Annotated in this window: 3 protein-coding genes; 2 read left to right on the plus strand and 1 reads right to left on the minus strand. The window is 45.7% G+C overall.

The features are described 5' to 3' along the window. Positions 1 to 156: 156 nt before the first annotated feature. Together ACMJ0U_RS12955 and mnmA are read left to right on the plus strand one after the other, a co-directional pair. Positions 157 to 3,000, plus strand: coding sequence for a glycoside hydrolase family 3 C-terminal domain-containing protein (locus ACMJ0U_RS12955; protein ID WP_417130281.1), 2,844 nt, complete (start codon positions 157 to 159; stop codon positions 2,998 to 3,000). A gap of 10 nt (positions 3,001 to 3,010) precedes the next feature. Further along, complete coding sequence (gene mnmA / locus ACMJ0U_RS12960) at positions 3,011 to 4,060, plus strand: tRNA 2-thiouridine(34) synthase MnmA (protein ID WP_417130282.1); 1,050 nt, start codon at positions 3,011 to 3,013, stop codon at positions 4,058 to 4,060. On the opposite strand, the gene ACMJ0U_RS12965 is transcribed toward mnmA, so the two are convergent. After that, the gene (locus ACMJ0U_RS12965; protein WP_417130283.1) at positions 4,061 to 5,557 is read right to left on the minus strand and encodes a DUF3843 family protein; all 1,497 of its coding nucleotides are present in this window, start codon (positions 5,555 to 5,557) and stop codon (positions 4,061 to 4,063) included. Positions 5,558 to 5,616: the final 59 nt, after the last annotated feature.

The following is a 5,616-nucleotide window of genomic DNA, read 5'->3' on the forward strand; positions in this document are numbered from 1 at the left end:
GAATTTATTTTATGAAGGAAAGAACTCTGTAAAATAAAGTATAGACAAACAGAAAGTTCATTTGAATGGACAATTTTAATACCATTTATTCCCTAAATAGTCGTATTTTTGGAATCAAGTAAAAAAGATATATAACCCTAATTCTAACTGTATCACATGAAAAAAAAATTATTCTATTGCCTTCTTTCTTGCACTTCACTTTGTAACATTACAAGTCATGCATTGGAGGTTTCCAAAACGTATGTTCCCCAAAAGAAAAGCATGTATCATAAAGAATGGATTGACTTCAACAAAAATGGTCGGAAAGATATTTATGAAGACCCTAAAGCACCATTAAACGACCGAATTGAAGACTTGCTTTCCCAGATGACCATGGAGGAGAAAACCTGCCAGATGGTCACGCTTTATGGATATCAAAGAGTGTTAAAAGATTCATTGCCTACCCCCGAATGGAAGAATCAGCTATGGAAAGACGGCATCGGAGCCATTGATGAGCATCTGAATGCATTCCGCGGATGGGGCGTTCCTCCAATGCAGAATGAACTGGTATGGCCGGCTTCAAATCATGCCTGGGCTCTGAACGAAGTGCAACGCTTTTTTGTAGAAGAGACACGTCTGGGAATACCGGCAGATTTTACCAATGAGGGTATCCGCGGAGTAGAAAACTACATTGCCACCAATTTCCCAACCCAACTGGCACTCGGACACACCTGGAACAGGGAACTGATACGGCAGGTGGGTTACATTACAGGACGGGAAGCCCGTCTGCTGGGCTATACCAATGTATATGCTCCTATTCTGGACGTAGGGCGTGACCAACGCTGGGGACGCTACGAAGAGGTATATGGAGAAAGTCCTTATCTGGTGGCCGAACTGGGTATCGCCATGGGAAAAGGGCTTCAAACCGACATGCAAGTAGCTGCTACTGCCAAGCATTTCATAGCCTACAGCAACAACAAAGGTGCCCGCGAGGGATTTGCAAGAGTTGACCCGCAAATGTCATGGAGAGAGGTAGAATATATACATGCCTATCCTTTTACAAGGGTAATCAAGGAAGCCGGCATTCTGGGAGTCATGAGTTCCTACAATGATTATGACGGATTTCCCATCCAAAGTAGTTATTACTGGCTGACACAGCGGCTGAGAGGTACCATGGGATTCCGGGGCTATGTGGTATCCGACAGTGACGCAGTGGAATATCTCTACAGCAAGCACAAAACGGCAAAGGACATGAAAGAAGCAGTCCGACAAAGTGTAGAAGCGGGGCTGAATGTGCGCTGTACTTTCCGCTCACCGGAATCATATGTCCTCCCGTTGCGTGAACTGATTCAGGAGGGAGGACTCAGCATGGAAACTATTGACAACCGGGTACGTGATATCTTACGTGTCAAGTTCCTGACAGGACTATTCGACGCACCCTATCAGACAGACCTCGCTTTGGCTGATAAAGAGGTCAACAGCGAAACACATCAGCAAGTGGCCTTGCAGGCTTCCCGCGAAGGACTCGTGCTGCTGAAAAATGCAAATAACCTGCTTCCCTTGGACAAAGCACAGATTAAACGTATTGCTGTATGCGGTCCGAATGCCGACGAAGCGTCCTTTGCACTTACTCACTACGGTCCCGTAGCAGTAGAAGTGACTACCGTACTGGAAGGAATCAAACAGCAGGTAAAGAAAGGGACAGAAGTAACCTATACCAAAGGATGTGACCTCGTAGATGCCAACTGGCCGGAATCGGAAATCATTTCCTATCCGCTTACCGCAGAGGAAAAAACAGAAATTCAAAAAGCTGTCGACAACGTCAAGGAAAGCGATGTAGCCGTGATAGTGCTAGGAGGAGGTATCCGCACCTGCGGAGAAAACAAATCACGTACCAGTTTGGAGCTTCCCGGCCGTCAGCAACAGCTTCTGGAGGCAGTAGTAGCCACCGGAAAACCCGTCGTACTGGTACTGATAAACGGTCGCCCGTTAAGTATCAACTGGGCCGATAAATTTGTACCGGCTATTCTGGAAGCCTGGTATCCTGGCTCACAAGGAGGAACAGCCATTGCCGAAGCACTCTTCGGAGACTATAACCCGGGAGGAAAACTGACTGTTACCTTCCCTAAAACCGTGGGACAGATACCTTTCAACTTCCCGGCCAAACCTGCATCGCAAGTAGATGGCGGACAGACACCCGGAATGAAGGGCAACCAGTCGCGCATCAACGGGCCGCTCTATCCATTCGGATACGGACTGAGTTATACCACTTTTGAATACGCCGACTTGCAGCTCTCTTCTCCCGTCATTACCGACAAAGAGCCGGTCACCGTGACCTGCAAAATTAAAAATACCGGTACACGAAGCGGAGATGAAGTGGTACAGCTGTACACACGCGATGTCATCAGCAGTGTTACCACGTATGAAAAGAATTTGCGCGGCTTCGAACGCGTACACTTGGAACCGGGTGAGACCAAAGAAGTCCGCTTCCAACTACTTCCACGTGACTTCCAGCTACTCAACAAAGACAACCACTGGGTAGTGGAGCCAGGTATGTTCCAAATCATGATAGGAGCTTCTTCCGAAGACATCCGCCTGAAAAAAGGACTTGAAATCCGGGCTTACGGACAGGCATCCGCCAATGAGACCATCGAATCGGACCCGCGTGACTTTATCAGTGCCAGTAAAAACAAAAGTCACATTATCCATGTAGTTGACGGGGATTATTCCACTACCTGGAAAGGAGAAAAGGGAGAATACATATCCTTCGAACTGGCAGAAAATGCCAAGGTAGACCATATCAATGTAGCCTGGAAGAATGCAGAAGCCGGCACACATTACGAAATTCAGATTTCCAGCGGAGGCGGACAGTTCCTTCCGGTACAAAGCGGAGAAGTTACTCCCAATCAGGAAGAGACTATCCGGTTCAACAAGACAGGAGGCAGCGACCTGCGTATCCTGATAACTAATGGAAGTGCAGAAATTGCAGAAATCAAATTGCCGGAACTGAGAAAAGAGTAACTTTGTCCCGATGAAAGAAAATAACAAAGTTCTATTGGGAATGAGTGGCGGCACCGACAGTTCGGTTGCCGCCCTTCTATTGCAAGATGCAGGCTACGAAGTGACTGGCATCACCTTTCGTTTCTATGAGAAAGACGGAAATACAGAATACCTGGACGATGCACGTGACCTATGCCACACCTTGAGCATACCTCATCTAATTTACGACGCACGGGAAATGTTTCAGGAAAAAATCATACGCTATTTTATTCAGGAATACATGGGCGGACGTACTCCGGTGCCTTGCACGCTCTGTAACAACTACCTGAAATGGCCCTTGCTGCAACAGGTAGCTGACGAAAAGGGTATTTACCATCTGGCCACCGGGCACTACGTCAACAAACAAAAAATAGATGGATACTGGTACATTACCTGCGGAAATGATACAGATAAAGACCAGTCTTTCTTCTTGTGGGGACTTCCACAATCCATTCTGGAGAGAATGTGCCTCCCTATGGGTGGACTGACCAAGTCCCGTGTACGCGAAATCGCCGCCGCACGCGGATTTCTGAAAGCCGCCAAGAAGCGTGACAGTTTAGGTGTATGTTTCTGCCCAATGGATTACCGTACCTTCCTGAAAGCTCATGTACCCGAAGGAGAAATCATCCCTGGAAACTTTTATGATGAGCAAGGACTGAAAATCGGGAAACATGAGGGGTATCCGTTTTACACCATCGGACAGCGAAGAGGGCTGGGCATTCATCTGAACAAAGCGCTCTTTGTCAAGGAAACCATTCCTGAAGAGAATAAGGTAATTATCAGCGACAACCTGCACGCACTGGAAAAAAATGAGATGTACCTCACACACTGGAACCTTGTCAATCCCAACGCAGTGCTTGGGCACGAAGATGTCATTGTCAAAATACGCTACCGGAAACAAGCCAACCGATGCACTGTCACCTTACTGGACGACCAGCGACTGCACATACAACTGCATGAGCCGCTGGCTTCTATTGCCAGCGGACAGGCAGCTGCATTTTATCGGGGAAATATTGTATTAGGAGGAGGGATTATTGAATAATCAACAATCCTTCTCTCTGCATTTTTCAAAGAAATAATCTGTAAAGAAACGCGCGTTTCTCTTCATTGTTTCCCGTCCATGTTCCTCGCCCAACGCACTGTTCAGACAAGCATCCGGAAGCATATCGGCATCCTGCAAGGCACAACTCAAATCGTAAGGTATCACATTGGGATTCAATATAAACATGGCAGCCTGCTTCTTGGCTGCTTCAGCATCATAGAATGTATTATCCGGTGAGGAAATGCATTCACACAATTGCATTTGAATATGTATGCCGGTATGTGGAGAAACCATCAAGACCAATCCGTGTGTCGCGTCCATCTTCGGCAACTCCATTCCTTCATTATTCTTATATCCCAATTTCTGAGAAAGGAAATCCTGCACTTCTTCTTCTGACTTGCAGAACACAAATTGCTTGCCGCCGGATGCTTCCATAAATTCATCGAATGTTTTCTTAATGCCCTCACGTGCAGCAATTCGCTGGTCAATCTCTTCCTTCACTTTCTCCTGGAAATCGGATACAACCAGCATACTATCTTGCCACCAGACTCCTCCATACTGAACCAGCCGGCAACTTAATATGGTCACTCCTTCTTTACGACCTTTCAAAGAATCCATATTCAAAGAATCTTTCCGAATACCCAGTTGTTCTCCTTCTTTCTTTGACAAATCTTTTACAAACAGGAATTTTTCATCTTCTCCTTCATAAAGATACATTTCCTGAGGAAGAGCTTTTACTTCAGCCCACAAAGCTGTTTCAGGATGACTCTTTCCTATCAAAGCCAGCCATTCTACTGATGTCAAGGAAAGTAAGTTTTTGCGTCCTTCAAACAAAATGTTCTGCTTTACATCGTACGACAAAATATGCGGATTGACATTCTGTCCCATCCGTGCAACCGTATCTACCACTCTCTGATATTCACCTCGGTTTTCAAAACCTACATAACTGCAGAAGTGGAACCACTCCAGCACACTACGATAACGCATGTAATCGCTTTCTCCAAAAGCCTCCCCATATAACATCGCATGCAACCGCTCATTCTCTGGAGCTACTTGAAACTCTTCCGACAAATAATCATAAATCTGATTAGCCAGTTCCTCAAAAACCGAATTTTCCGGATTCAATACACCACCAGCCTGCTTCTCCATGCATTGAAGATAATGCCATAACAGAAACTGCAAATCTTCTGGATTCACTTCTCCCGGATAATAGTCTTTTTCTTTTTCCGAAGTCATGAAGGGAACAAGACAACCATACCGCTTACGGCATTCCTCAGAGAATGCTTGCCAGATTCCAGTCTGTGAAATCACGTCCTGAAACCAGAGCGTCAAATAAATGGCAATTCCATGCACTGAATGTTCCGGATAACGTCCTCCGACAAAGTCCTTCAAACATGCAGCTATATGATTGGCAACGTTTACATAGTACGTGTCTACTTCATCCTGTCGTTCATATGGGTGAAATAACATCCACTCTTTTACATATATCTTTTTCATATTACCGGAGATTTTAAGTTCTGGAGTGCACATGTAAAATAATTATGAGAACAAGCAAG

Origin of the sequence: Phocaeicola sp. (assembly GCF_048170425.1) — a bacterium.
Classification (GTDB): domain Bacteria; phylum Bacteroidota; class Bacteroidia; order Bacteroidales; family Bacteroidaceae; genus Phocaeicola.

Excerpts from the sequence above, each read along its gene's own strand:
- mnmA (WP_417130282.1), top strand. The coding sequence starts at position 3,011 with ATGAAAGAAAATAACAAAGTTCTATTGGGAATGAGTGGCGGCACCGAC.
- ACMJ0U_RS12955 (WP_417130281.1), top strand. The coding sequence starts at position 157 with ATGAAAAAAAAATTATTCTATTGCCTTCTTTCTTGCACTTCACTTTGT.
- ACMJ0U_RS12965 (WP_417130283.1), bottom strand. The coding sequence starts at position 5,557 with ATGAAAAAGATATATGTAAAAGAGTGGATGTTATTTCACCCATATGAA.